This is a genomic window from Bradyrhizobium sp. LA6.8 (assembly GCF_040547935.1).
In the GTDB taxonomy this organism is placed as follows: Bacteria; Pseudomonadota; Alphaproteobacteria; order Rhizobiales; family Xanthobacteraceae; genus Bradyrhizobium; species Bradyrhizobium barranii.
Window position 1 is genome coordinate 315,341 of the sequence record NZ_JBEPQQ010000008.1, and the last position, 24,271, is coordinate 339,611.

Genomic DNA, 24,271 nt, shown 5'->3' on the forward strand with positions numbered 1-24,271 from the left:
CGCGCGAATGTGGCAAAATGAGATCTTTCCCGCTGGCGGACCGACCGCCCGGGACGGGGCGGTTCTTAAGGCATGGGAGGACCGGATGTCAATGTTAACTGCCCGGTTCCGGACCAGCAAATTCTGGAAAACAACCCCATGCAAAGTAGAAAGCAAGTAGAAACGGCCGGATCGGCCCGATCTACGCATTTGTCGACTTGGGGCTTCGCTTCGACGACGTGCCTTGCCAAATTCGTTATATCATATAATCAATTCGTCAACCCGTCGGGAGGAAACCAATGCCGAAGCTGAAGCTGCCCAACATCGACGATGTCGTCGCCATCGACATCCACACCCACGCCGAGGAGCCCTGCGGCACCCATCCCGACGACGGCTATGACGATTTCCAGGCGCAGATGGCGGACTACTTCAAGTCGCCGCACAAGCATCCGCCGACCGTGCCGGAGACCGCGGCCTACTACCGCTCCAAGAACATCGCCGCGGTGATCTTTCCGGTCGATGCCGAGCGCGAGACCGGCTTCCGCCGCTACAAAAATGAGGAGATGCTGGAGATCGCCTCCGACCATCTCGACGTCCTCATTCCCTTCGTCTCGATCGACCCGCACAAGGGCAAGCTCGGTGTGCGCGAGGCGCGCAAGCTGATCGAGGAATACGGCGTGCGCGGCTTCAAATTCCATCCGACCATGCAGGGCTTCTACGCCAACGACCGCATGGCCTATCCGCTCTACGAAGAGATCAACAATGGCGGCGCGATCGCGCTATTCCACACCGGCCAGACCGGCGTCGGCTCGGGCATGCCCGGCGGGATGGGCATGCGGCTGAAATATTCGAACCCGATGTACATGGACGACGTCGCGGCAGATTTCCCCGACCTCAAGATCATCCTCGCCCACCCCTCCTTCCCCTGGCAGGAGGAAGCGCTCTCGGTCGCGACTCACAAGCCGAACGTCTACATCGACCTCTCGGGCTGGTCGCCAAAGTATTTCCCGCCGATCCTGGTGCGCTACATCAACTCGATCCTTCAGGACAAGATGCTGTTCGGCTCGGACTGGCCGGTGATCACGCCGGACCGCTGGCTGTCGGACTTCGCCAAGATCGAGATCCGCGACGAGATCCGACCGAAGGTGCTGAAGGCCAACGCGCGCAGGCTGCTGGGGATATAGCCGCGTACTCATCGCCACGGCGCATTGAGGGCTTCGACCGGTTGCCGAAGCCCTCACGCTCAGGCGCTCAAGGCCTCGCTGAGGCGGGCAAGGCGGCCCTAAAACTCCAGCTTGTCGCGTATGGCGTCGATTCCGGCCCTGGCGCAGGCTTCGTCAGCATCACCGCCGGGCGCCCCAGACACACCGACGGCTCCGACCAGCGAACCGCCCGCTTCGACAATCAATCCGCCACCTATAATGACCGTGCCGGGGAGATTGCGGATACCGGCCTGCATCATGCCAGGTTGGCTGACGGCATTCAGTTCGGTGGTGCTGGTACGGAATGTTGCTGCGGTCCACGCCTTGCCCGAGGCCGTTGAAACGGTGTGAGCACCTGCGAACCTGTCACGAAGGATCACCTGTGTCCCCCCGAAGCGATCGACGACCGCGACGGCGACCTGGTACCCACGTGATCGGCAATCGCCAAGCGATGCCCGGGCCAGATCAAGCGCCAGCTCGGGACTCAGGGATTTATAGGTCGCGAGCGGCTCCTGCGCCATTGCCGGGTGCGCGAGCATCAACAGGACGGTGGCCGCAAGCTGGGTTCGAGCGAGCATGGTTTCTCCGACGTGAGCGGTCGACGCCGACTTTAACCTAGTTCAGCGCACCGTATGTCAGGTCGTCGAATACGGTGACACTGTCGGCCTTGGTCCACAAGCCGATCATGCCGGCGTCCCTGATCGATTCATCCTCGACCTCGAACATCGGCTTGCCGTTATACGTTACCTTGAATCGCTTTCCCGCGAATTCGCAACGTAGGGAATGCCATTGACCTGATGGCACCGATACCTTGACGCCATAGCCGCCTTTCCGGCCGACGATATCGAGCGCGCTGCGAACACCCTTGATCGTCTTGTAGAGCACAACATTGTCTTCAAGCGCGTTGGCCCGCACGACATAGTAATTGTCGGCATCCTTTGCGCGCCAGACAATACCGGCCGCACGATCCTCGGAGCCTGCGATCGCCTTGAACTTGACCTCGACAAACCCGTCCAGGATGCTGGTACCGTTCCTGAGCGCCACTGGAAACGTTGCCTGACCGGATTGTTTCAGGACGTTCGGCTTGCTTGGCGCCGTCGACTCCACCTCGACCGTCCATTTGGGCTGGCCACGACCCGTCATCGTCAGAGTCCAGCCTTCGGGCGCTGCGCCGGTTGCTGCGTTGTCAAAATTTACAGTTTCTGCCATCGCGTTTCCTCCCACCAACAATAGGAACAACGCCGCCCCCAAGAGCGCTACGCTCATTTTTTGCACTAAGCTTCCCGCCTGTATTGATCGTACAGTGTTGCAGCGTTGTCCCACTTGATCGCTTCCATGTAGATGTCGACGTACTTCGCGGCCGCCGCGCCATAATCCATGTGATAGGCGTGCTCATACATGTCGAGCACCAGCACGGGGCGTCCGCCGGCCAGCGTCGTCGTGTGGTCGGCGGCCCACTGATTGACCAGCCGCTTGTCGCGCGGTGAGTAGGAAAGAATCACCCAGCCGGAGCCGCCGCCTTCGGCCTTGCCCATGGCGGAGAACTCCGCGCGCCACCGCTCCATGCTGCCGAAGTCGCGCGCGATCGCGTCGGCAAGTGGTGTGCTCGGCTTGCCGGCACCGCCGAGCCCGTCGAAATAGATTTCGTGGAGGATCATCGAGTTTGACGCGACGAGTTCCTCGCGCTTCAGGCCGTTGATGACGAAGTTCGGAGCTTTCGCGAAGTCGAGCTCGGCGAGTTGCGTTCCGATCGCGTTGAGTCGCTTTACGGCACCGACATAGTTGTTCTCGTAGTGGCTGACGAGCACCTTCTCCGAGATGCCGGCAATGGATTTCGGATCGAACGGCATCGGCTTGGGCTGGTATGTCATTGGCCTGGCTCCTGTTGGCTGATTGGCTTGCGCAAGGGCTTGCGTCCCCGCGAGTATTGCGGTCGATGCCGCGGCGGCCCCCACGCCCCTGATGAAGTCTCGGCGGTCGGTATTCGTCGTCATGGAGTCCTCCACTTCATCGTCGTCCCCGACTTGCCCCGTGTGCTCGCTAGCTCTTGGTGCTCGCCGTCTTGTCGAGTGCGCAAATAGACCGCGCGGCCCTTGTCGATACGGACATCGACGAGGGTCGGCGCGCTGGCGGCACCAATTGACGGGACAATTTCTCTGATGAGATCGAGATGAAAGAAGACATGCGGCGTCCTTGGTGACCAGGACGCGATACTTGGGCATGTCGCCTCGCGGGGAGATCGCAAATCCCCGTACCCCGAATTAAACGCCTGCCGGCGGCAGTGTCAATCTGCTGCGCGAGGTCGACGGGGTGACGATTGTTTGAAGAAGGTTCCGACCTTGTCGAGTACCGGGCCGTTTCGGTATTGTCCGTGCGCCACCGCAAAGTCCCAAAGGAGCGAGCCATGAGCATCAAGGCCGTCGTCTTCGACGCTTACGGAACGCTGTACGACATCCAGTCGGTCGCAGAGATCACCGAGGATGCTTTTCCGGGCTATGGCGAGATCATCACGCAGGTCTGGCGGATCAAGCAGCTCGAATACACCTGGTTGCGCTCGCTGATGCGGCGCTACCAGGATTTTGCCGCCGTCACGCGCGACTCGCTCGCCTATACGCTGCGCCTGCTCGGGCTCGCCTACGAAGGCGAAGCGTTCGAGCGGGTGATCGAGAAATACCTGGATCTCGATCTCTACCCCGATGCAGCCGCCGCGCTTGCCGCGCTGAAGCCGCGAAAGCTCGCCATCCTCTCGAATGGCAGTCCGGACATGCTGAATGCGCTCGTGCGCAATTCCGGGCTCGACCGTCTGCTCGATGCCACCATCAGCGTGGATGCGAAGAAGGTCTTCAAGCCATCTCCAGAGGCCTACACGCTGATCGGCGAGACGTTCGGCACCAGGCCGGATGAGGTTCTGTTCGTCTCGTCCAATCCCTGGGATGTCGCCGGCGCGAAGTCGTTCGGGCTGAACGTCGCCTGGATCGAACGCGTGACGCCCGAGGCGATGGCGCTGGCTTGCGTCGAGAACGAACTCGTGGCACCGCTGACGATGTATAAGGCGATCCGGACCCAGATGGACGAGCTTGGGTTCGCGCCGGATCATCGTGTCCGCGCGCTCTCGGAACTGCCAACGGTCGCCTAAGCATCGCCGCCCGCCCATGAGTCTGGAATGAGCTGTTTGGAATGAGCCTTCAATCCGTTCGCGCCTTCTTCGCCGAGAAAGCCCCCGACATCTCCGTCATCGAATCCCCGATCAGCTCGGCCACGGTGCCGCTGGCCGCCGAAGCCTATGGCGTCGAGCCCGGCCGGATCGCCAAGACCCTGTCGTTGCGCATCGGCGAGCGTGTGATCCTGATCGTTGCCGCCGGCACCTCGCGCATGGACAACAAGAAGGTCAAGGCTGCGTTCGGCGGCAAGCCGAAGATGCTGGGGCTGGAGGAGGTTGCCGAGATCACCGGCCACGAGGTCGGCGGCGTCTGCCCGTTCGGACTGAAGTCACCGCTGCCGATTTATTGCGATGTGTCGCTGAAGGCGTTCGACGTGGTGGTGCCGGCCGCAGGCTCGACCCACAGCGCCGTGCGCATCACGCCCGAGCGGATGGCGGAGCTCACCGCGGCCGAATGGGTCGACGTCTGCGAGCACAGGCCTTAAGGCGGCTCCGGCCTGTCCTCGTGAACCACGGCGCGGAGGGCGACCTCACGCCAGACCGGTTTTGGCACCTGGCTGGCTGCATTCGTTGCACGAGTATGACGGTTTCGGGACTGGACGACCGGTCGTTGAGCCGCGATGGGGCCAGATGCGATGCCTGATGCAATTGCCGGTCAGGGAGGCTACCATATGGACCATGACCGACGACAAGGTGAAACGACGATTGACCACCGTCCTGTGCGCTGACGTGCAGGGCTATTCTCGCCTCATGGAGGCAGACGAGACCGGAACGTTGGAGACGCTGCGCCGCTACCGCACTGCCTTTGCGGGACTGGTGGAGCGTCATGACGGCCGGATCGTGAATACCTGGGGCGATGCTGTGATCGCCGAGTTCGCCAGCGTCGTCGAGGCCGTGCAATGTGCGGTCGAAATTCAGCAGGAAATTTCCAACCAGGATTCGGACCCACCTCACGCGAACCCGATGCGGTTTCGCATCGGCATTAACCTCGGCGATGTGATGGTGGACGGGTCCGACATCTATGGCGACGGGGTCAATATCGCGTCGCGGCTGCAAGAGCTCGCCGAACCCGGCGGCGTTGTGATCTCAAGCTCCGTCTACGATCAGGTGCACAACAAATTGTCCGTTGGCTTCGACTGTCTCGGCCAGCGACCAATGAAGAACGTTGCTCCCATGACCAGCTATCGCGTGGCCATGAGCGGCCAAAGCGCTGGGCGACGGAGCTTCCCGGTTGACGAAAGCCTCCCTCCCCAGGGGGGGGCTGTTGCACATTCGGAAACTGGCGCGCGATGGATTGACAGCAGGCACGAGCCATCCACCTGGATGGGCTTCGTCTCGGATTGGCTGGCGAAGCTGCCCCGCCCGGTTGCAGTGGCCCTCACGGTTTCGGGCTTTCTGATTCTGATCAACGTTTTCACCGGCATGCACAAGATCTGGTTCCATTGGCCGGTCGCAGCATTGCTCTTCGGTGCCCTCTTGCGGACAGCACTCCGGCAGCGACCCGAGCCGAACAGCAAGCGGGATCGCTAAACGAGTCGGGAGTGAGGCGGTCGCGTCAGGTCATGACTTGAGCATGACCTTTTCGGAAAATCGCATCACACTTTTCCGGATCATGCTCTAGTCGTTGTCATCATCATAGGGACGTGGTGGCGCGGCGACAGGCGGCGGCGCATTGTTGTAGCGCGGCGGCGGCACAGCCCGGCCGCGCGGGACCGGCTGCTGCGGCTGGGCCTGGTTGTTCGACTGGAACACCGCCCGGCATGCGCTCGAAAGCTGCGGCGTGTTCTGCTGCAGGCAGGTCACAATGCGGTTCGTGTCCGGAATCTGGTCGCTGCAAAGGCGCCAGACATCCGGCGTACACGCCATCTGCTGTTCCATTGTGCCGCGATAGTCCTGGGCTGATGCCGCGCCCTGCGCGACGATGCCGCTGACTGCAAGCGCCAGACCCAGCGCAATCCGCTCTGTTCGCATATCCCGATCCTTCTCGATTCCCTTGATTTGTCTTCAATCAATGAGACGCGGTCAGGTTCTGAACCAACAAAAAAATGTGAAAATGCGGCGGGAACCTATTCCACCTTGCCGATCTTCTTCACCGCCGCGATCAGCCGCGCGCTGTCCGTCGCCACGAATTGCGAGAATGCCGGCGCGTCCTGATAGGCGGCCAGACTGCCCGAGGCCTCGAAGTTCCTGAGCACATCCGGACTCGTCATCACCTTCGCCATCGCTTCGCGCAGGCGGCTCGCGACCGGCGCAGGAAGAGCACTCTGTGCAAAGAGCCCGGCCCAGATGTACATCTCGACGTCCTTGTAGCCGAGCTCCTGGAAGGTCGGAACGTCGGGGAAGCTCGAGATGCGCTGTGCGCCGCAATTGCCGAGCACGCGCAGCTTGCCGTCGTCGACCTGCGGCTTCAGCGTGCCGGGCGCGGCTGCTATCGCCTGCACGGTGCCGCTGAGCAGCGCGGTCAGCGCCGGGCCCGCGCCGCGGAACGGAACATGCAGCAATTTGATATCGGCGCTGCTCGCGAACATCTCCATCGCGACATGCAGCGTCCCGTAAGGACCGGACGAGCCGTAAGTGATCTGGCCCGGCCGCTTCTTCGCATCCTCGACAAAATCCTGCGCCGTCTTCCACGGCGCCGAGGCCGGCACCGCGAGCAGCGTGGGATCGGCGAGGACGCGCGCGATCGGCATGAACTGCGAGACTTCGTAGGCAACGGGTCGGTCGAACAGACGGTCGGCCTCGGGAAGCACCGCGAGCGAGGACAGCGTCATCAGCAGCGTGTAGCCGTCGGGCTCTGCGCGCGCCGCCGCGGCATTGCCGACCGATCCGCCGGCGCCACCGGCGCGGTTGTCGACGATGACGGGCTTGCCGAGGATCCGCTCCAGCGCCATCGCGACCGGACGCGCGGCAAGATCGGCCTGACCGCCCGCCGGAAACGGCACGATCATGGTGATGTTGCGCACCGGATAGGCTTGCGCGAAGGCCTTGTCAGGTAAAGCAGCCCGCAACAACGGCAATGCCGCAGCCGCGCGCAAGAGATCGCGTCGATCCATCATAGTCCCCTCGCCCCCGATTTTCTTTGTTTCGCTGGCAGCCTAACGCGCCGAGCGGCCAGAACAAGGCGTTTACGAAGTATTGACCATGTTCGGCCCGGCCCGGAACGCTTCCCTGAACCCGCTGTTGCCCTCCCAGGGAGTGGGTGATGCGAAATCTTGCGACCATCGACGTCGCCCTGGACGAGATGCTGGTGAATCTCGCAGCAATCGTCTTGCGGCTTTCAAAGCCCGAATTGACGCGAACGCCGGAAGCGCGGCGCGCCCTGGCGCGATCGGTCCATCAATACACCGCCTGCGCGGCACGCTCGAACGACCCGCGCGTTCACGAATTGAAGACGCAGTTGGAGGGAACGCTGAAGCCAGCCTTGCGCATCGTCGCAATCAACGGCGTGAAGGTGTCGTAGTCAGGCTCCGTCATTGCGAGACACAATGACGAATTGTTGAGGCCGCTCGCTTTACGACGTCTTTGCTTTCGAGCGCGGCCGCCGCTTGCAGGTGCCCGGCAGCTTCGCCGCGAGAAAATCGCCGAGCGCTTCCACGCGTGCGGGGCGCGGGCCGCCGGGTGGCGTCACCAGATGCACGGCGCCTTCGGCCTGCTTCCAGTCTTTCAGGATCACCTCGACCTCGCCGGACGAAATCGCCTCGCCGACGATGAACTCGGGCAGCTCGGCGATGCCGAGGCCGGCGATCAGCGCCGGCATCACCGCTTCACCGTTGTTGACGCGAAGCTGTCCGCCCGGACGGACGCTCGCCTGCTCGCCTGCCGAATTGGTGTAGTTCCAGACATTGGGCGTCGAGAGATAGGCGTAGCTGAAGCATTTGTGTTCGGCGAGATGCATCGGATGCGTCGGCCGGCCATGTTTCTTGAGGTAGGACGGCGCGGCCACCGTGAAGCGCGGCATGGTGAAGAGCCGGCGTGCGATCAGCGAGGAGTCCGGCAATCGCGCGATCCGCACCGCCATATCAAAACCTTCGCCGATCAGATCGATGGTCGCATCGCTTAAGTGCAGATCGACCGAGACTTCGGGATAGGTCTCGAAGAACTCCGGCAGCAGCGGCGCCACCGCCTTGATCCCGAACGTCATGGGCACGGCGAGCCGGACCAGGCCGCGCGGCGCCACCGATTGCGCCAGCGCCTCGTTCTCGGCGGCCTCGCCGTCGACCAGGAGGCGTGTCGCGCGCTCGGCGAGCTTGTGCCCGGCATCGGTCAGCGCCAGCCGCCGCGAGGTGCGGTTGAACAGCCGGGCACCGAGCCGCTCCTCCAGCCGCGTGACCGCCTTGGACACCGTCGCCTTGGACATCGCGAGCTCGCTCGCAGCCCCTGCAAACGACCGTAATTCCACGACTTTTGCGAAAATCGCGAGCGCCTCGAAATCGGGGAGTTTTGCCATGTGCGCCGGTCCAATTGGGGTATTTCAGGAAACAATGCGTTTCGACAGTTTCTATTTCTATACCACAGACGGAGGCTTATCCAAGAGTCATCAGACATTCAGGAATGGAGAAATCCAATGACCAAGAAGCTCTCAGGCAAGGTTGCCCTCGTCACCGGCGGCTCGCGCGGCATCGGCGCGGCCTCGGCCCGCGCTCTCGCCGATGAAGGCGCGGATGTCGCCATCAGCTATGTCGCCTCGCCCGAAAAGGCCGAGGCGGTCGTCACCGAGCTGAAGGCCCGCGGCGTCAATGCCCGCGCTTTCAGGGCAGACCAAGCCTCGGCCAAGGACGTGACGCAGCTCGTCAACGACGTCGCGAAGGAATTCGGCCATCTCGACATCCTCGTCAACAATGCCGGCGTTGCCGCCGGCGGCGCGATCGACGATGCGAAGGCTGACACGGCCGCGCTTGAACGGCAGGATTCCATCAACGTACACGGCGTGATCGCGGCGATCCGCGCTGCCTCGCAATTGATGGGCGAAGGCGGCCGCATCGTCACCGTCGGCTCCATGCTTGCCGACCGCGCCTCGTTCCCGGGGCTTGCCGACTACGTCGCCACCAAGGCAGCCGTCGTCGGCTACACCAAGGGCGCGGCACGCGACCTCGGCCCGCGCGGCATCACCGTGAACGTGGTGCAGCCCGGCTCGATCGACACCGACATGAACCCGAAGGACGGCGGCGAGTTCGCCGAGACGCAGCGCAAGCAGCACGCGCTGCAGCGCTTCGGCCGCCCCGAGGAAGTCGCCGCCGGCGTCGTGTTCCTCGCAAGCCCGGAAGCCTCCTTCGTCACCGGCACGGTGCTCAACGTCGACGGCGGGTTCGGCGCCTGATCCAGGCGCCACCCGTTCAACCCAAAGGATCACACAAAGGAATTACGCAGATGATCGAACTCAGACCGTTCGCAAAGCTCGGCGGCGCCGATCACGGCTGGCTCAAGGCCAAGCACCATTTCTCCTTCGCGAGTCACTACGATCCAAACAACATGGGTCACGGCGCCTTGCGGGTGTGGAACGACGACGAGATCGCGCCGAACACCGGCTTTCCCGCCCATCCTCACGCCAACATGGAAATCATCACCTATGTGCGCGAGGGCGCGATCACCCATCAGGACAGCCTCGGCAACGAGGGCCGCACCGAAGCGGGCGACGTGCAGGTGATGAGCGCCGGCAGCGGTGTTCGCCACTCCGAATACAATCTGGAGCCGACCAAGACCCGGATCTTCCAGATCTGGATCGAACCGACCGCGCGTGGCGGCCAGCCGACCTGGGGCTCGAAGCCGTTTCCGAAAGCAGACCGCTCCGGCAAGCTCGTCACCATCGCCAGCGGCGACGAGAACGACAAGGACGCCCTGCCGATCCGCGCCGATGCGCGGGTGCTGGCAACCACACTGAAGGCCGGCGAAACGGCTGAGTATTCAGCTCAGAAGTCACGCCACCTTTATCTCGTGCCGGCGGCAGGCGCGGTCGAAATCAACGGCGTGCGCGTCAATGCCCGCGACGGCGCCGCGATCCGCGACGAGGACAGGCTGAAGATCACGGCTCTGGAAGATTCCGAGCTCGTGCTCGTCGACGCGGCTTAAGCGCTATCCGTCATGGCCGGGCTTGTCCCGGCCATCCACGCCCCCCCATGGGCGCACAAGAACGTGGATGCCCGGGACATCTAGCGCGAAGACGCGCTTCGCGCTTCTGCCCGGGCATGACGTCCCCCACAAACAGTCAACATCGATCCCAACGGAGACCACCATGACCAAAGTTCTCGTCCTCTATTATTCCGCCTATGGCCACATCGAAGCGATGGCCAACGCTGTTGCCGAAGGCGCGCGCGAGGCCGGCGCCACCGTCGACATCAAGCGCGTGCCCGAGCTGGTGCCGGCCGAAGTCGCCAAGGCGTCCTATTACAAGGTCGATCAGGCAGCACCCGTCGCCAAGATTGAGGACCTCGTCAATTACGACGCAATCATCGTCGGCACCGGCACCCGTTTCGGCCGCATGGCCTCGCAGATGGCGAACTTTTTGGACCAGGCTGGTGGACTCTGGGCCAAGGGCGCTCTGCACGGCAAGGTCGGCGGCGCCTTCACCGCGAGCGCGACCCAGCATGGCGGCCAGGAGACGACGCTGTTCTCGATCATCACCAATTTGCTGCATTTCGGCATGGTCGTGGTCGGTCTGAACTATGGCTTTGCCGGCCAGATGAAGCTCGACGAGGTCACCGGCGGCGCCCCCTACGGCGCCACCACGATCACCGGCGGCGACGGCAGCCGCCAGCCCAGCGCCAACGAGCTCGCCGGCGCGCGCTATCAGGGTCGCCAGATCGCGGAGACCGCCAAGAAACTTCATGGCTGAGCTTCATGGCTGAGCGCGGTTAGGCTTTACGCACGAACGACTGCATGGCTGATGCGACTCGGGCGGCGTTCACATTCGGGAACGCCGCCCCATCTACGTGGTCGGGATATTTGACCAAAAGCGATACGAATGGCTTTCGAACTCTTGTTGATCGCGCAGATGATCCGCAGGCCTGCGCAAGCACTGGCGCGGCGCTGGTATTGCCGCAGCCTGTTCCGCGCCTCACGCGGCCGGCTGCATTGTGCCGGGTGCGCGAAATCGTAAGGCGTGAGCGATCCGTCACGCCTGCGTGAGGTCGGCGTGGGGCTTGATTGAAACCGTCGGAACGGGTGCCGCAGCCGTCGAAAGCCACCAGCCCTCACCGGCAAACCAGCACGTCTCGTCCGGAGCGCCGCCTCTGCGCAGCGACTGCACGCTCTCCCATCCTTTCGCGAACGCCTCGGCCAATCGCCGGCCGGCATCCGCGTCCTGCAGTCCCGCGCAGCCGATGAACTGGGCTCGACTCAGGAATTTCGCCGGCCAGACCGCGCCCTCGTCCGGGCGCGTGATCATCAACATGCCACCAAGCATACCCTCCGGCGCCAGCGGAAACACCAGCCGGCCGCCGGGCCGCAGCGCATCGAGCCATTGCGTGGCCGGCTGCGCCGCGCCCGCACAGACATAGATCACATCCGCGCCCGGTAAATCGGACGCGATGCCCGAGCGATCTTCCAGCTCGACATGCGGGATGTCCTGCAGATTTCCGCGCGCGAGTGCCGCCAGGCGTTCGTCGATCTCGTAGGCATGGACACGGCCCGAAGGTCCCGTGAGCTCGGCGAGAATGGCCGTGTAGTAGCCGCTGCCGGCACCGATCTGGATCACCGTCTCGCCTTCCCTCACACCGCAGCCGCTGAGCCAATAGGCGTGCGCGCCGGGCATCCCGATATTGAGGCCGCGCGCCGGATCCAACGCCAGAAGCGTGTTCTGATAGAGGAAGGCGGGATCATCGTCGGGCGTCACGACGTAGGGATGGCCACCGACGGAGATCGACCACGGTCCGGGTCCAGCGAAGGGTTCGCGCCTGACCGTGCGAAAGGCCTGCTCGATACGGGGATCTGTCGTCTTGGCCGCAGCGCAGATCAACTGCGCATAGAATGCGCGATATTTCGCCGAACGATCTTCCATGTCGCCTCCGGAAAGCGGAAGTGACGATAGCACAACGCGCGCGATCATCGAAGCTCGGCGCAATCGAAGGCTTTGTGACAGCCCGGTGACGTGTCGATCGAGCGGGCCACGCCTCAACCGCGTTCGGTCTTCTTCCTGATGAGGTCTTTACCGATCGGTCGCGCCGGCTCGCTCCGCAGCACGAGCGAGGTCGTCACAGCGCCGAAGCCGGCGATACGATCCACGATCGTCTCCAGATCTTCCGGCGCCGGAACCAGCACCTTGAGCACGAAGCAATCATCGCCGGTCACGCGATGGACTTCGACGATGTGCGGAATCTCGCTGAACCGTTTGAGGCAGGTCTTGATGTGCTCATGCGAGGTGCGCAGGCGGACCAGCGCCATCAGGCTGAGCCCTAGCGCGCGCGGATTGATGCGGGCGCCGTAGCCTTCGATAATCCCGGCTTCCTCGAGCCGCTTCACGCGCTCGGAGATGGCCGGCTGAGACAGCCCGACGGAACGGCCGAGCTCCGACAGCGGCACGCGCGCATTGGCCTGCAATGCCTCCAGGATCTTCAAATCCTTGGTGTCAATGCTTCCGAAGCGATCCAACACAATTCTCCATTCCACCTTGAGATCATCGGCAGATGATCTCCTTCGCCGATGACTTGCCATGTGACGCAGCACCAAGACCGGCCACACTGCACGTGCATCTCAGATATCACGGGACGATCATGCACGACATCATCACCTTGCCCGGCCTCGGCGGCTCCGCAGAGACTCATTGGCAGACACTCTGGGAGCGCAACGATACACGTTTCACGCGGTTTCAGCCGGCAAGCTGGGACCGGCCGGAGCTCGCCGATTGGGAGCAATCCCTGAAGCAGGCGGTCGGGCGCTGCGCGAAGCCGCCGGTGCTGGTCGCCCACAGCCTCGCTTGCCTGCTGGTGGCGCACTGGGCCACGCGCTTCCCATCCACGATCGCGGGTGCTTTTCTGGTGGCGGTGCCCGATCCCGATGGCGCCAATTTTCCCGCGCAGGCGGCTGCGTTCAAGCCGGTGCCGGACCGCACGCTGCGCTTTCCCTCGCTCATCATCGCCAGCACCGACGATCCCTATGGCAGTCTCGATAAGACGCAGCAGCGGGCGCGTGCCTGGAAGTCCGGTCTGATCGTGCTGGGCGCCCTTGGCCACATCAATGCGTCGAGCGGGCTCGGCGACTGGCCGCAGGGTCGCGCGCTGCTGGACGCCTTCAGTGCCGGCCTTTCGAGATGACGCGGGTACGGACGGCCTCCGTCACCGCATCTTGCGTATCGCCCGGCTGGCGAAGGCGGCGAGCCTGGGATAGCGACGCAGGTTCTGCGCGGCATGGTCGCGCCATGCATAGGGAGCGCCGCGCCAGGACAGCGCGATGCTGACATCGGTCAACGCGACCTTCTCGGCGCCGAAGCGGCGCTTGTAGTCCTGGTTGCCGATGCTGAGATCGAAACGGCGCACGCCCTCTGCATGCAGCGTCGCCATGGTACGCTCGGTGACGAGCAGCCCCGGCGAGCAGTTCGACCATGAATCGCCGGCGTTGCTGATGCGCAGGAGGAAATAGCTCGCACCAAACCTGACACCGAACGTGGTGGCGACGACGGCCTCGTCGCAGACCAGCGCCGAGATGACGGCATAGCCTTCCGCGACACCCTGACGGGCGATCTCGCGATAGAATCGGGCATGAGCGTCGTCGTTGAGGACGAAGCGCGAGCCGAGCTTTCGCATGCGGGCCTGCTGCTGGACATCCATCACGTCCAGCAGCTCGCGCGCACGCGCGACATCCGTGGCGATCTCGAGCCGCGCGCCGGCATGACGGCTGAAGACCCGCCAGCAGCGCGGCATCTGCATGCGCTTGATCGAGGCCCGGTAGGCTTCATAGTCGTCGCCCATCAGCACGAGATTGCCGTTGAGCGAGCAGGATCCGATCCGTCCGAGCGACACCAGCGGGTTCGGCTTGCCGCCGACATGGGCCGGCATCTTCTTCAGCCGTAGCAGATCGAAGCGGTCGGGCAAGGCGCGCAACGCGTCGACCAGCGCTTTGCCGATCGCATCGGTCGCCGCCGCGTCCAACGTGGCATCGAGCGCCAGGATCGGCGCGTTGTTGTCGGAGACGCCGAGATCGGCGAATTCGACGATGCGGATGCCGCGCCTGATGTGGCTGATCATCGGCACCACCGCAATGTCCTTGCCGGTCGCGGCATCGGAGATCAATGCGATCAGCGGTGCAGAGTCGTGAAACGCCTCGTACCATGCGCTGAGCCAGTAACCATGCTGGAATGCGGTGCGATGCCCCGCGCTCAGGCGCGATGCGGCCTGCCGCCAGTCACGCACGAAATCGACAGCGATTCCCGACGTGCTGGACACAAGACCATCTGATTGCTCGACGCTGAGAAACGTCATCCGCGGGACATGCGATTACTGAATGTTTCCAGATAGATTATGTTTGTCGCAGACCACAAGTGACGTAACGGCTTATCGTTAAGCCAACATCACTATCGCTCCGGCTGCGACAAGCTGTCAGCGCTCCGGTTCCGTCTGTTCGACGCACTGGAACCTGGCGAGGAAATGCAGGCCAGCCACTGCAAGCGCAAACATGAACCAGATCGGATTCTGCCGTTCGAGCAGGAAGGTCTCGGTGGCCCCGTAATACAAGCCGAACAGCCATACGGTGAGGAACAGTTTTGCCAGCGCGCGGCTACGGTTGTGAGCCTGGGCCGACTGGAAATTGCCGAGCGGTGCAAGCACGAAGACGAGGATCACGAGCAATAGCCCCGGCAAGCCGATGGTGACCGCGAGGTCGAGATAGCTGTTGTGGCTGTGCGCAGCGGACGTCGCCCATTCGGCCCCCTGAGCGGTCTGCCGCGCGGTCACGTCGTCCCAGAACGCCGCATAGCCGTGACCGATGATCGGCTTCTCGGCGACGGCCGCGAGCGCGAATTCCCAGATGGCGGAACGGCCGGTGAAGGTGGGATCGAGGGGAAGCAGCCGCGTCAGCGCCCCGAGCGCCGGGCTCAAGACGCTGCCGACCGTCAGCAGGTTCATCACGATCAGCGGCACGAAGCAGATGAGCCGCTTCAGCCACAGGCTTGGCGTGACATAGACCAGCGAGGCGAGCGCGTAGATCGCAAGGCACAGCACCGTCGACGTCTTGCCGCCGGTGAAGATCAGGAAGATGCCGGCAAGCGCGGCGATCGCCGGCCCCATGACGAACGACCCGACGCCGCAGAGATAAATGCCGACATAGACCAGGATGGTCATCACTGGCGAGGCGATGTTCTTGTGGCCGAAGCTGCCGCGCCAGTCGCCGGCAAGCTGCGGCTCGGTGAGATCGAGCGCGGTGTGCATCGAATATTGCGGCGCGAGGAAGACACCGAGATAGCACAGCACCAGCAGAACGAGCGCGGCGCCGCCAAGACACAGGTTGAAAGTCCGCTGTGTCGGCGGCAGCAATAGCAACAGCACGGCGAGCGACGTCACGCTGACCGCCAGCACGAAGCGCTGGATCGAAACGCCGCGGCTCTCGGAGAAGACGGTGTTGATCAACAGCCAGCCGACCAGGCAAAGATGCAGCGGCGTCACCAGGCTCTTCAGAGCTGGCGCATCGGTGGCGGCGACGAACAGCATCGCGATCGCAGCCAGCAGCCCCCAGGAGATATAGGTGAGCGCCATGCGCCCGCCGACGACCGTGGTCACATCCTCGTTGCGAAGGTCAGGAAACGGATCGAGCGTGATCAGCACCAGCAGTAGCGCCGCAACCGCGACGAGGCAGCGCGCCGCCTGCGCGGCATTCAGCCCCGCGAGCCCATCGTGCAGGACGCGGCCCAGCGTTCGGGTCTCCACGTCGGTCATGTCAGCGGCGCTGCGATCCATGCTTCGATCCATGGCTCAAGGCAGGTGGTGAAGCCGGGGAAGCTTTGGGTCTAGCCCATCCTTGTTAAGCATCCGTCAACCAATAGGCCCGCGGCCTGCGTTGCCGCCTGCGGGCGCACGATGCTGCGCGCGATCTCGTAATATTGCAGCGCGCGCTGCTCCAGCGTGAGATTGTCGAGCACGAAGCCGCGCGGATCGAACGCATCAGCGGTGCAGCCGGCCCAGAAACTGTCCCAGCCCGCCTCGAACCCCGCGATGTCGATGAACTTGGCGCCGCAGCGGTCGTCCCAATACGGCACCGACGACACCGGTGCGAACTGGACGCGGTGCGGATAATAATCCGGGTCGCGCCACGGGCCGCCGGGATCCCATGCGAACACCGGCACGCCGCAGGACAGAGCCTGCTGATAGGCGATGCCCTGGCTTTCGTTCTGGCACAGGAAGATCATCGCGCGCGAGCGCGCCAGCGCGGCCTGATAGTCTTCTTCCTTGTAGCTGCCGTAGCGCAATTCCGTGAACGAGCGGCCCTCCCTGAGGAGGCGGGCGCGAACGGGCTCGATCAGCTCCGGCGCATAGCGCTCGCGATCCCAATGGACCTTGTCGTAGATCAGGACGTCGACGGTCTTTTGCGACGGCGCCGACGGCGCCCAGAGATCCGTGTCGATGCCGATCGGCCAGGCCTCCGTGTCGGGCCAGTACGGCCGGTACATGTCGACGTACCAAGGGCCGGGCACCACGACCTTCTTCACCGGCAGCCGCTTGAACAGATCAGGATCGTCCAGCGGATGATTGTGGGCGGCGACACCGAGCAGGATTGGATTCTTCCACGCGAACTTGTCGAGCAGGAAGGTGCGGCCGATGATGCAGGCGAGTTCGTCGGGATGCTGCGCGATGTAGCCGTAGTCGTTGACGCGGTAGCGGATGCCGAGCCGGTCGAGCCCTGCGCAGAGATTGAGGAACACGCGAAGCTGCCCGCTCATGCGCGGCTCGCCGAGCAGCATCCGGCGCGCCATGCGCCGCAGATGCCGGTCGCCGGGAAACCAGCGATCGTCCTTGTCCTCGTAGAAGAGATTGAGGACCATCGCATCGGGGTCGTGTTCGAACGTCTTTGCGGGCACTAGATCCATCCGCGGCAAACAGGTCGGCATTCTCGCATGGGACCGGCTGTCGCACTCTTCCAAATTTGCGACAGGCTTAATGCCCGCGGCTTAACGCTAATCTACGAAACCAGCGGCACGCAGGTCTTCGCGACAACGATTTGGCCGTAATGCGAGTATCATTCGCGGCGGGCCAATGTTGCGATTGATCGCAATGCCAGTCGGCAGATGCGCCCTGGTTAACAGACCCTTAAAGGCGAGCCGTGGCTCTGATCACCGCCGAAGATGTTCTCGATTTGCCGGCTACCTCGCGCGTCGTTCCGGCGCCGCGTCTCCCGCTGCCGGCCAGCTCAACGACATCGGTGTCCGTCGTCATTCCCGCCAAGAACGTTGCGGCCTATATCGGCGAAACCCTCGCCAGCGCACTGGCGCAAGGCGAGATCACCGAACTGATCGTCGTCGACGACGGCTCGAGCGACACCACCACGGCCATCGTCCGCGCCATTCGTGACCCGCGGCTGCGCCTGATGACCAACGACTCCGCCGGCGTATCCGCCGCGCGCAATCTCGGCGCACGATATGCGAGCGGCGAATGGCTGCTCTTCCTCGATGCCGACGACCGCCTGCGTCCCGGTGCGGTGGCCGCGCTGCTGGCGGCGGCCCGCAATGCTCCACGCGCGGTTCTCGTCTACGGCGACTACAACACGATCGACAGCGAGGGACGGCAGATCGGCCGGCGGGGCCTGCTGAAGGGACGCCGCAAGCCGTCCGGCGACGTGCTGGCGCGGCTCGCGGCGGGCAATTTCATCGTCAATGGCGGCATCGCGCTCGCACGTGCGGAGGCTTTCCGCGCCATCGGCGGCTTCGACACCTCCCTCAGATATTGCGAGGACTGGCATTGCTGGTGCCGCCTCGCCGCTATCGGCGAGTTCGAGTTCGCACCAAAGCTTCTTCTCGACTATCGCCTGCATACCGCCAACACCATGAATGCGGCGGTGCGGACGCCGAAGGACTTCTTCCCTGCGATCGCGCGGGTGTTCGACGATGGGTTGATCCTGGCGAGACTGCCCGAGGGCACGGCGGCCGGGCTGCGCCAGGCCGCCGAGGTCCATCTCGTCACCTATTCGGCGATGCAGGCGGTCCGCTTCGGCAGATATCGCGACGCCTTTGCCTATCTCGGGATGGTCGGCCGGCGCTCGCTCAAATCGCTGCCCCGCGCCGCGGTCAGGGTCGCCCTCGCCCGTTTGGGCATCTAACCCGCGTCAAGATACGATTTTCGACGCTTCGTAGGGCTTCGGTGCGAAGCCGAATGCTGCGAGCATGGAGCCAAGCGCGACCAGCGCGGGATGCATGGCGACGACGGCCTTCGATGTCGCGAGAAGACGAGCGGAACGCGCCAGCGACAGCGGCAGCCGTCCGAGCATCTGCGCGAACACCCGCGCCCGCGCGCCCGCGCCCTGTGCGGCCTTGTACTGCACGCGATAATTGATAGCGCCAATACGCAGGCCGCGCTTGGCGATCCAGCCGAGGCTGGTGCGGCTTTGCGGCACGGTCTCGGTGATGACCGCCTCAGCCGTCCAGTGGAAGATCATGCCGGCATCGCGGCACCGCACGAAGAAATCGCAATCGCCGCCGCCGAGGAAATTGAAGCGCAGGTCGAAGGCGGGACGATCGAACCGCTCGAACGCCGCGCGCGTGATCAGGCAGTTGCCACAGCCATAGATCAGTGGCACCGCGCCGCTGTAATCATAGGCGGGGCAGAAGGCGGGATGACGTGCGAGCCAGGGCTTGCTGTCGTCGTCGAAGACCGGCAGCACCGGCCCGCCGACCACGTCGGCGCCGGTCGCCTCCGCGGTGCGAACCATCAGCTCGAGCCAGTCGGGCGAAGCGATCTCGTCGTCGTCGATCATCAGGAAGCGGGTCGCGGCGGGAAACAGCGCCTGGGCCGTCTCGAAGGCGGCGTTGATCGCCTGGCAATTGCCCTGCCGCTTCTCGACCAGGCAAACGCCCTGGAGCCGGCCGTCGGCCAGATACTCCGCGGCAACCGGCGCGCTTTCGCGCCCCGCCGCGTCGTTCTCGACCATGACCACCGCGAAGGAGCGCGGGGTGCGCTGGCTCACGAGCGAGTCCAGTGTCAACCGCAGATGGTGCGGGCGACGGAAGCAGGGAATACAGACGACGATGCCGACCGACAGGTCGATGACGCGGGAGCTCGCCGCGATCTCCCGGTTGGGATCGCGCACGGCATCCGAGATCCGGCTGGCGGAAAGGTCTGTCGGGATCAGCGTCATGGCATCCTAGATGTCCGATATGTATTGAAAAAGCCCTGCGTCAATCACGCAGTAGTCGGCGCTGTCCTGCGACGGCACATCGCCGCGGGGCAGATCAGTCCCAAAATGAACGGCGGGCCCGAGGCTCGCGACGGCGCAACGCCGCCGATCTCCCGCCCTCCATACGCTTAACTGCTTTTGCGCGTTTCTCCTGTAGGTCCCTGCATACGTGATAGTGCAATTCGCAGTCCATCAAGCGCACGACAGCGCAACATGGACAATGCCGTAGTTAACGCCTGCCCGCATTAACCCGACCGTAAGCACCGCGACCGGTGAAGCGGCGCGGCACCGGATTTGCTCTTCGGGCATGCGAGATTTTTCCTGTAAATTTGAGTCGAACAAGCGCGGTCAGAAAAAATGAACAAGCCAGCCTCGATCGATTTCGCGACAGCCACGGCGATCCAAATCCCAACGGCCAGTGAACGCACCCAGGCGCTGCACGATCTGGTCCCCGGCGAAGCCCGCGACAGCCTGCTCGCCGTCCACGACGTGCTCCGCCGCGAGCTGCCGCAGGGCCAGCTCGCCACCTATGAGGCCGGCGGCGGCTCGTGCAGTGTTCTGCCACCGGAGCTGCTCAACCGCAGCAACGTCACCGTTGTCGATATCGACGAGGACCAGGTCCGCAACAACACTTACGCCGACGAGGCGATCCTAGGTGACGTGCAGACTTACAGCTTTGGACGCGAAACCTTCGATCTGGTGATCTGCTACAACGTGATCGAGCATCTGCCCCATGTCGATGCCGCACTCCTGAATTTCCGCGACGCACTCAAGCCCGGTGGAATGATCCTGATCGGCGCACCCAATCCGCGCTCGCTGTCGGGCGTCGTCACCAAATACTCGCCGCACTGGTTTCATGTCTGGTTCTACCGGAATATCCGCGGCATCAAGGATGCCGGCCTGCCCGGCGAGCCGCCGTTCCCGACCTTCTTCCATCCGCTGGTGACGCTGCCGCGGCTCGAAGCATTCGCCGCGTCCAACGGCCTCGAGATGATCTACCGCCGCGAGGTCGAGAGTCCGCGCTATCCCGAGATGCGCCGGCGCAAGCCGCTGTTCGCCGCTCTGGTCGATGCCGCCGCCGCCGTGATGAACGCCGTGCTGCCGGGCGGGATCGACGTTCGCCGCGGTGATTACCACGTCATTCTGCGGAAGAGCTAACAATCATGGCACGCGCGCGGTCCATCGCAGGACGAGCGAAGCCTTGCGGCGTCGCTGCGCGCGGTAACGAACCGTTAATTCCTTGGGGACCTCAGCGTCATCGCGACGCGTCGAAGAGTGGCATGCGCTTAAACGCTTTGTTTGCCATTTCGGTGAATAGTCCCTCAATGAGTATGGTTAATTTTCCCTGTTGCGTTGATTGGGCACCTATATCCCGGGTGCGTGGCGTAAAGCGAAGAGTAACCCCTCAGCCCGCGATCGTTGGAATGAAAGCTGGGGATTATGCTTGACTACAACCAGCCGATAGATCGGGCCGGACCGGAGGCCCCGCAGCAGAGGTCTCAAGCCAGCTTCAACGTGCTGGACCTCGTCAATCTGCTCTGGCGGCGAAAGATCGCGATTGCCGCTGCCGCGCTCCTCGGCGCGACGCTTGCCGTCACCGTGGGCAAGAGCGTGACGCCCCGCTACACCGCCACCGCCCAGCTCTATGTCGACCCGCGCGAGCTTCAGCTCGTCGATCGCGAGCTCACGCCGCGCGCGCAGGACGTCTCCGGCATGGCCATGGTGGTGGAGAGCCAGGCGCGCCTGATTACCTCGAACAGCGTGCTGCTCCAGGTGATCCAGCAGGCCAATCTGGACAAGGATCCCGAATTCGGCGGCGGCGGTGATGCCAGGAGCCTGATGTCGTCGCTGCTCGGCCTGATCGGCCTTCAGCCCCGCGCGCCCTCCGCCGCGGAGACGAAGGAAGTGCAGCTCGCGGCGCTCGACGCGCTGAACAGGCACATCACGGTCCGCAAGACCGAGAAGAGCTTCATCGTCGACATCGAGGTCTGGTCGACCGATCCGGCGAAAGCGGCGATGCTCGCCAACACGCTGACAAATGCCTACCTCGCCGAATCCCGCAACTCGCAGGCTTCGGCCGCGCGACGCGCCACCAACGATCTCTCCGGCCGCCTCAAGGAGCTGCGCGAGCGGCTGCGCAGTGCCGAGACCGCGCTCGCCACCTACAAGGCCCAGAACAATTTCGTCGGCACCCAGGACGCGCTGATCAGCGACCAGCAGCTCTCCGCCAGCAACCAGCGGCTTTCCGCGGCCCGCGCGGCGACGATGGACGCACAGGCGCGGCTCGACCAGATCGAGGCGAGCCGGCGCACCGCTGCCGATGCCGGCGCGAATTCGGAAGCGCTGCAATCGCCGACCATCGCGAACCTGCGCGCGCAATATGCCGACGCCCGCAAGAAATATGCGGAGCAGGCCGGCGAGCTCGGCCCGCGACATCCGGCGCTGCGCCAGACCGAGAAGCAGGTCGAGGATCTCAAGCGCACCATCAACGAAGAGATCGATCGCTTCGCGCAGTCCGCCAAGAACGATCTGACGCGCGCCCGCGACTTTGAAGCCTCGCTCAACCGGGCGCTGGAAGCGCAGAAGCGGCAGAGCGTTCAGCTCAGCCAGGCCGCCGTGCGCCTGCGCGAGCTCGAGCGCGAGGCCGATGCCAGCCGCGACGTCTATCAATCCTTCCTCAAGCGCTCGCGCGAGACCGAGGAGCAGGAGACCCTGAACACCTCGGCGGCCCGCGTCATCGGCGAAGCCACCGTGCCGCAGCGGCGCTCGTTCCCGCCGGCGATGAGCATGTTTGCCATGATCGGCTTCATCTTCGGCGCGCTCGCTGCCGCAAGCTGGTTCGTCGCGGCCGAGCTGCTGTCCGCCGCTGCGACCGCGCCGGCAGCGCCCACACCGGCCCGTCGCGAGCGCACGCCGGCACCGCTGGCCCCGCGGGCGCCAGAGGTTTCGCGGACACCGGAGATAGCCCAGCCGCAGCCGGCTCCGCGAGTTCCGGAGGTTGCGCAATCTCTACCGGAGCTAGCCGCGCCATCGCTGCAGCCTGAGATGGACGAAAATACGCTGATCGGAAAGCCGCTGATCGCGCGCCTCCAGGAGGCCGACGTCATTCACACGCTCGGCGCCATCCTCGCCACCGGCGGCGGCGTCGATCTGACCCGGCTGGGCTGGCCGACGCTCCGCCCCGGCTTTCCGCTGACGACGCTGCTCAACGCCTGGCGCGACATGCGCACTGCCGTGGCCCGGCGTGCCGGCGGCAAGACCATGCCGGTCATCGCGCTGGTCGGCGCGGGCGAGACCACCGGGCGCAGCGTGACCGCGCTGAATTTCGCGCTCGCGGCCGCGCGCGACGGCGCCCGCGTGCTGATGATCGATGCCGACCATCAGGCACACTCGCTCTCGAGCAAGGTGAGCCGCCCCGGCAAGAGTGAGCCGAGCCGGCTCGGCTGGCTCTCGATCGGCAGCAAGGCCTCGCGCGAGATCAAGACGGTCAACGGCATCTCGGTGCTGCCGGCCGCCGACGGCGATGCCGGCAAAGCGACTGAGGCCATACGCAAGGCCATCGAGCAGGCGCGCGCCGCCGGCGGCTACGATCTCGTGATCCTCGACGGCCCCGTGACGCCGCTTGGTGCGGCCAGCCGCAAGCTGCTCGACGACGCCGACGCGCTGGTGGCGGTGCTGCCGACCAGCCTCGACATCAACGACGGCCTGGAAGAAATCCTAAACACGCTCGGCCGCGCCGAGCGCAAGCTCGTCGGCGTCGTGCTCGACGAGCTCACCCCCGCAACTCAAGCGCGCCAGCGAGGCAGACAATATGCTTGAGCGCCGCGTCAATCTGGACGGCCGCGCCGCAACCGCCGACGTGCCGCGGATCACTCTCGGCGGCCTTCGCATGGCCGCGCTCGACCTGGAAGCAACTGCCGATTTCATGATCGAGGCCACCGATCCCAGACATCGCATCGGCCGTCCGCTGCACCTGACCTCGGCCAATGGCGAGGTGCTGGCGCGCTGCTCGACCGAACCGGAGACCGAACGCCTGTTCCGCGGCGCCGACCTCATCAACGCCGATGGCCAGCCCCTGGTCGCGGCGTCAAAGCTGCAATCCTGGTTTCCGCTGCCGGAGCGCGTCGCCACCACCGATTTGTTCCACGTGGTCGCGCGCAAGGCCGAAGCCGTCGGCCGCACTTTCTACATGTTCGGTGCCAGCGAGGAAGAGAACGCCGCGGCGGTCGCGAATGTCCAGCAGCTGTATCCAAACCTCAAGATCGTCGGGTACAGCCACGGCTATCTGCGCGGCGACGCCCTGCGCGCGAAAGTCGAGGAGATCAACGCGCTCGCCCCGGATTATCTCTGGGTCGCACTCGGCGTGCCCAATGAGCAGGCATTCGTCGAGCAATACACGCCGCTGCTGACCAATGTTGGCGTTATCAAGACATCCGGCGGCTTGTTCAACTTTTTATCGGGCAGCCGGTCCCGCGCGCCGCAATGGATGCAGAAGATCGGACTCGAATGGGCCTGGCGCACATGGCTCGAGCCGCGCCGCCTGCTCTGGCGCTATTTGACCACCAACCCTCGCGCGCTCTATCTTCTCTTCAGCCGCAAACGGCCTTCCAATCGCTGAGAGAAG

The 24,271-nt window shown here is 64.2% G+C and carries 25 protein-coding genes; 13 read left to right on the forward strand and 12 right to left on the reverse strand.

Annotated elements, in window-relative coordinates:
- Positions 1–278 precede the first annotated feature (278 nt).
- Positions 279–1,163 carry an amidohydrolase family protein gene (locus tag ABIA90_RS33250; protein WP_028147972.1) on the forward strand — a complete coding sequence of 295 codons (885 nt, stop codon included), beginning with the start codon at positions 279–281 and terminating at the stop codon, positions 1,161–1,163.
- Between the two features lie 98 nt (positions 1,164–1,261).
- On the opposite strand, the gene ABIA90_RS33255 is transcribed toward ABIA90_RS33250, so the two are convergent.
- Genes ABIA90_RS33255 through ABIA90_RS33265 form a run of 3 tightly spaced genes read right to left on the reverse strand, consistent with a single transcriptional unit; the run spans position 1,262 to position 3,052 of the window.
- Positions 1,262–1,759, reverse strand: coding sequence for a GlcG/HbpS family heme-binding protein (locus tag ABIA90_RS33255; RefSeq protein ID WP_354120833.1), 498 nt, complete (start codon positions 1,757–1,759; stop codon positions 1,262–1,264).
- Between the two features lie 37 nt (positions 1,760–1,796).
- Positions 1,797–2,447 (reverse strand): 3-keto-alpha-glucoside-1,2-lyase-like domain-containing protein, encoded by a 651-nt coding sequence (locus ABIA90_RS33260; protein WP_354120832.1) that lies wholly within the window; start codon positions 2,445–2,447, stop codon positions 1,797–1,799.
- A gap of 8 nt (positions 2,448–2,455) precedes the next feature.
- Positions 2,456–3,052 (reverse strand): superoxide dismutase, encoded by a 597-nt coding sequence (locus ABIA90_RS33265; protein WP_028147969.1) that lies wholly within the window; start codon positions 3,050–3,052, stop codon positions 2,456–2,458.
- 533 nt (positions 3,053–3,585) lie between these two features.
- Between ABIA90_RS33265 and ABIA90_RS33270 the strand changes: the two genes are divergently transcribed.
- The 3 genes from ABIA90_RS33270 to ABIA90_RS33280 all read left to right on the forward strand — a co-directional run bounded on the left by ABIA90_RS33270 (position 3,586) and on the right by ABIA90_RS33280 (position 5,871).
- Positions 3,586–4,317, forward strand: a complete 732-nt coding sequence (locus ABIA90_RS33270) for a haloacid dehalogenase type II (protein WP_354120831.1) — start codon at positions 3,586–3,588, stop codon at positions 4,315–4,317.
- 41 nt (positions 4,318–4,358) lie between these two features.
- A complete protein-coding gene (locus ABIA90_RS33275) occupies positions 4,359–4,826 on the forward strand; it encodes a YbaK/EbsC family protein (RefSeq protein ID WP_014491890.1) in 468 nt (155 codons plus the stop codon).
- A 193-nt stretch (positions 4,827–5,019) separates the two neighbouring features.
- Complete coding sequence (locus ABIA90_RS33280) at positions 5,020–5,871, forward strand: adenylate/guanylate cyclase domain-containing protein (protein WP_354120830.1); 852 nt, start codon at positions 5,020–5,022, stop codon at positions 5,869–5,871.
- 87 nt (positions 5,872–5,958) lie between these two features.
- Here the strand turns inward: ABIA90_RS33280 and ABIA90_RS33285 are convergent, their stop codons facing one another.
- Positions 5,959–6,312: a hypothetical protein gene (locus ABIA90_RS33285; RefSeq protein ID WP_354120829.1), complete on the reverse strand. Its 354-nt coding sequence runs from the start codon at positions 6,310–6,312 to the stop codon at positions 5,959–5,961.
- A 95-nt stretch (positions 6,313–6,407) separates the two neighbouring features.
- The gene (locus ABIA90_RS33290) at positions 6,408–7,394 is read right to left on the reverse strand and encodes a tripartite tricarboxylate transporter substrate binding protein (protein ID WP_354120946.1); all 987 of its coding nucleotides are present in this window, start codon (positions 7,392–7,394) and stop codon (positions 6,408–6,410) included.
- Positions 7,395–7,543: 149 nt separating this feature from the next.
- On the opposite strand from ABIA90_RS33290, the gene ABIA90_RS33295 reads away from it, so the two are divergent.
- Positions 7,544–7,801, forward strand: coding sequence for a hypothetical protein (locus tag ABIA90_RS33295; RefSeq protein ID WP_354120828.1), 258 nt, complete (start codon positions 7,544–7,546; stop codon positions 7,799–7,801).
- 51 nt (positions 7,802–7,852) lie between these two features.
- Here ABIA90_RS33295 and ABIA90_RS33300 read toward each other — a convergent pair whose 3' ends face one another.
- The gene (locus tag ABIA90_RS33300) at positions 7,853–8,788 is read right to left on the reverse strand and encodes a LysR family transcriptional regulator (RefSeq protein WP_354120827.1); all 936 of its coding nucleotides are present in this window, start codon (positions 8,786–8,788) and stop codon (positions 7,853–7,855) included.
- 117 nt (positions 8,789–8,905) lie between these two features.
- Between ABIA90_RS33300 and ABIA90_RS33305 the strand changes: the two genes are divergently transcribed.
- The 3 genes from ABIA90_RS33305 (at position 8,906) to wrbA (ending at position 11,170) form a co-directional block, all read left to right on the forward strand.
- Positions 8,906–9,658 carry an SDR family NAD(P)-dependent oxidoreductase gene (locus ABIA90_RS33305; RefSeq protein WP_354120826.1) on the forward strand — a complete coding sequence of 251 codons (753 nt, stop codon included), beginning with the start codon at positions 8,906–8,908 and terminating at the stop codon, positions 9,656–9,658.
- Between the two features lie 50 nt (positions 9,659–9,708).
- Complete coding sequence (locus ABIA90_RS33310; protein ID WP_354120825.1) at positions 9,709–10,407, forward strand: pirin family protein; 699 nt, start codon at positions 9,709–9,711, stop codon at positions 10,405–10,407.
- Positions 10,408–10,570: 163 nt separating this feature from the next.
- Positions 10,571–11,170, forward strand: a complete 600-nt coding sequence (gene wrbA / locus ABIA90_RS33315; RefSeq protein WP_208084459.1) for an NAD(P)H:quinone oxidoreductase — start codon at positions 10,571–10,573, stop codon at positions 11,168–11,170.
- A gap of 279 nt (positions 11,171–11,449) precedes the next feature.
- Here the strand turns inward: wrbA and ABIA90_RS33320 are convergent, their stop codons facing one another.
- Positions 11,450–12,334: a protein-L-isoaspartate O-methyltransferase family protein gene (locus tag ABIA90_RS33320; RefSeq protein WP_354120824.1), complete on the reverse strand. Its 885-nt coding sequence runs from the start codon at positions 12,332–12,334 to the stop codon at positions 11,450–11,452.
- Between the two features lie 113 nt (positions 12,335–12,447).
- A complete protein-coding gene (locus tag ABIA90_RS33325) occupies positions 12,448–12,924 on the reverse strand; it encodes an Lrp/AsnC family transcriptional regulator (RefSeq protein WP_354120823.1) in 477 nt (158 codons plus the stop codon).
- A gap of 122 nt (positions 12,925–13,046) precedes the next feature.
- On the opposite strand from ABIA90_RS33325, the gene ABIA90_RS33330 reads away from it, so the two are divergent.
- On the forward strand, positions 13,047–13,586 hold the full coding sequence (locus ABIA90_RS33330) for an RBBP9/YdeN family alpha/beta hydrolase (protein WP_354120822.1): 540 nt from the start codon (positions 13,047–13,049) through the stop codon (positions 13,584–13,586).
- 21 nt (positions 13,587–13,607) lie between these two features.
- Here ABIA90_RS33330 and ABIA90_RS33335 read toward each other — a convergent pair whose 3' ends face one another.
- The 3 genes from ABIA90_RS33335 to ABIA90_RS33345 form a co-directional block, all read right to left on the reverse strand.
- Positions 13,608–14,750: a GNAT family N-acetyltransferase gene (locus tag ABIA90_RS33335; protein ID WP_354120821.1), complete on the reverse strand. Its 1,143-nt coding sequence runs from the start codon at positions 14,748–14,750 to the stop codon at positions 13,608–13,610.
- A 117-nt stretch (positions 14,751–14,867) separates the two neighbouring features.
- Positions 14,868–16,220 carry an O-antigen ligase family protein gene (locus ABIA90_RS33340; RefSeq protein ID WP_354120820.1) on the reverse strand — a complete coding sequence of 451 codons (1,353 nt, stop codon included), beginning with the start codon at positions 16,218–16,220 and terminating at the stop codon, positions 14,868–14,870.
- Positions 16,221–16,270: 50 nt separating this feature from the next.
- On the reverse strand, positions 16,271–17,338 hold the full coding sequence (locus ABIA90_RS33345; RefSeq protein ID WP_354120819.1) for a glycosyltransferase: 1,068 nt from the start codon (positions 17,336–17,338) through the stop codon (positions 16,271–16,273).
- Between the two features lie 248 nt (positions 17,339–17,586).
- On the opposite strand from ABIA90_RS33345, the gene ABIA90_RS33350 reads away from it, so the two are divergent.
- Positions 17,587–18,573, forward strand: coding sequence for a glycosyltransferase (locus ABIA90_RS33350; RefSeq protein WP_354120945.1), 987 nt, complete (start codon positions 17,587–17,589; stop codon positions 18,571–18,573).
- A 6-nt stretch (positions 18,574–18,579) separates the two neighbouring features.
- Here ABIA90_RS33350 and ABIA90_RS33355 read toward each other — a convergent pair whose 3' ends face one another.
- Positions 18,580–19,608 carry a glycosyltransferase family 2 protein gene (locus tag ABIA90_RS33355; RefSeq protein WP_354120818.1) on the reverse strand — a complete coding sequence of 343 codons (1,029 nt, stop codon included), beginning with the start codon at positions 19,606–19,608 and terminating at the stop codon, positions 18,580–18,582.
- Positions 19,609–20,004: 396 nt separating this feature from the next.
- Here ABIA90_RS33355 and ABIA90_RS33360 point away from each other — a divergent pair, with 396 nt between their 5' ends.
- From ABIA90_RS33360 to ABIA90_RS33370, 3 genes are all read left to right on the forward strand, one after another.
- Entirely contained in the window at positions 20,005–20,805 is an 801-nt protein-coding gene (locus ABIA90_RS33360) for a class I SAM-dependent methyltransferase (RefSeq protein WP_354120817.1), read from the forward strand.
- Positions 20,806–21,087: 282 nt separating this feature from the next.
- Positions 21,088–23,466: an exopolysaccharide transport family protein gene (locus tag ABIA90_RS33365; RefSeq protein ID WP_354120816.1), complete on the forward strand. Its 2,379-nt coding sequence runs from the start codon at positions 21,088–21,090 to the stop codon at positions 23,464–23,466.
- A complete protein-coding gene (locus ABIA90_RS33370) occupies positions 23,459–24,265 on the forward strand; it encodes a WecB/TagA/CpsF family glycosyltransferase (protein WP_354120815.1) in 807 nt (268 codons plus the stop codon). The genes ABIA90_RS33365 and ABIA90_RS33370 overlap by 8 nt, the downstream gene beginning before the upstream one ends.
- The last annotated feature ends 6 nt before the right edge of the window (positions 24,266–24,271 follow it).